The sequence below is a fragment of the Streptomyces sp. SM1 genome (assembly GCF_002910825.1).
GTDB classification, from domain to species: domain Bacteria; phylum Actinomycetota; class Actinomycetes; order Streptomycetales; family Streptomycetaceae; genus Streptomyces; species Streptomyces okerensis.
On sequence record NZ_NEUB01000621.1, the window covers coordinates 1 to 1,121 of the forward strand.

The window sequence follows — 1,121 nt, forward strand, 5'->3', positions numbered from 1 at the left end:
GGCCAGCCGTCCGGGGCGGCGATGACCTGCACGTTTCCTCCGTGGTGCTTGTGCTTGCCCGACCACCACAGGTCCGCGCCGTTGGGGCCGGCGGCAGCCACGCGGTCGGTGCGGATGACCGTGCCGTCCAGATTGAGGTGGGTGTACCCGGCCGCCGCCGCCCTCTCCAGCGCGCTGGACAGATCGGGCGCGTGGCCGGCGAGCACCGTCAGCCCTTCGTGCAGGTAGCGGTAGGCGGTCGGTACCGAGATGCCGTTGTCCCGGGCGAGTTGGACCAGCCGGGTACCGTCGACGAACCAGCGCAGCACGAGTACCGCCTGTTTGAAGACGCCCAGCGCGCGAGTGCCCTTGCGGGTCCCGAGCTGCTCGCGGTGCCCGCGCAGCAGCTTCGCGAGATGCTCGGCGGTCGCCCTGCGGACATCGAGCACGGCGGTGTAGGTGATAATGGACGCCACGTGGAGCCTCTGGTTGTACGGAACGTGATCTTCGCAGACCCGTTCCTACCAGGGGCTTCACTCATGTCTGACACCGAGTCACCATCCCGCCGTCCGGCATCATCACACACCGCAACCGTCACGTTGCTGAGAAGACTTCACTGATTACCGCCCGACGAAACCGCCTCGCAGCGGCTCTGCGCGTGATCGAGGACCTGATCGGAGTCGCATCCACGGACATGAAGCCAGCGAAGAAAGTCCGTGATGATGCAGGGCTCCGTCAAGTTCCGTGCTTGCGTGGAGGGTTGACGATCAGGCCGGTAGAGGCGGATAGCAGAGCAGGCACGGGGGTTCGTGATCATTGTGGTGTCGAAGCCAGATGATCACGAGGACGTCCCGTGCCTGCTGTTGCATCTTCCCCTATCCCTGCCGTGCTGGAGAAGCTGGGGCCGCTGGACGCGGACCGGATCGCTGACCTGGGCCCCTACCTCGAATCGGTTCCGGATCCGCGCTCACGCCGGGGCCGGTGGTACTCGCTGACGGCCATCTTGCTGATGTGTGCCTGCGCGGCCGTCTGCGGTGCGAAGAGCATCGACGAGCTCGCCGAGTTCGGCGAGCGGGCCACGAACTCGCTGCTGGCATCCCTCGGGGTACGCCGTCACCTGCTCGGCTGGCGGCGCAGCCCCA

1 protein-coding gene and 1 pseudogene are annotated in these 1,121 nt (G+C 66.7%); one reads left to right on the forward strand and one right to left on the reverse strand.

The window, feature by feature from the left end:
* Window positions 1-455, reverse strand: a pseudogene (locus tag B9S61_RS15765) (IS5/IS1182 family transposase); the annotation flags it as partial.
* A gap of 410 nt (window positions 456-865) precedes the next feature.
* On the opposite strand from B9S61_RS15765, the gene B9S61_RS15770 reads away from it, so the two are divergent.
* A partial coding sequence (locus B9S61_RS15770) for a transposase family protein (RefSeq protein ID WP_146064855.1) occupies window positions 866-1,121 on the forward strand: 256 nt, incomplete at its 3' end.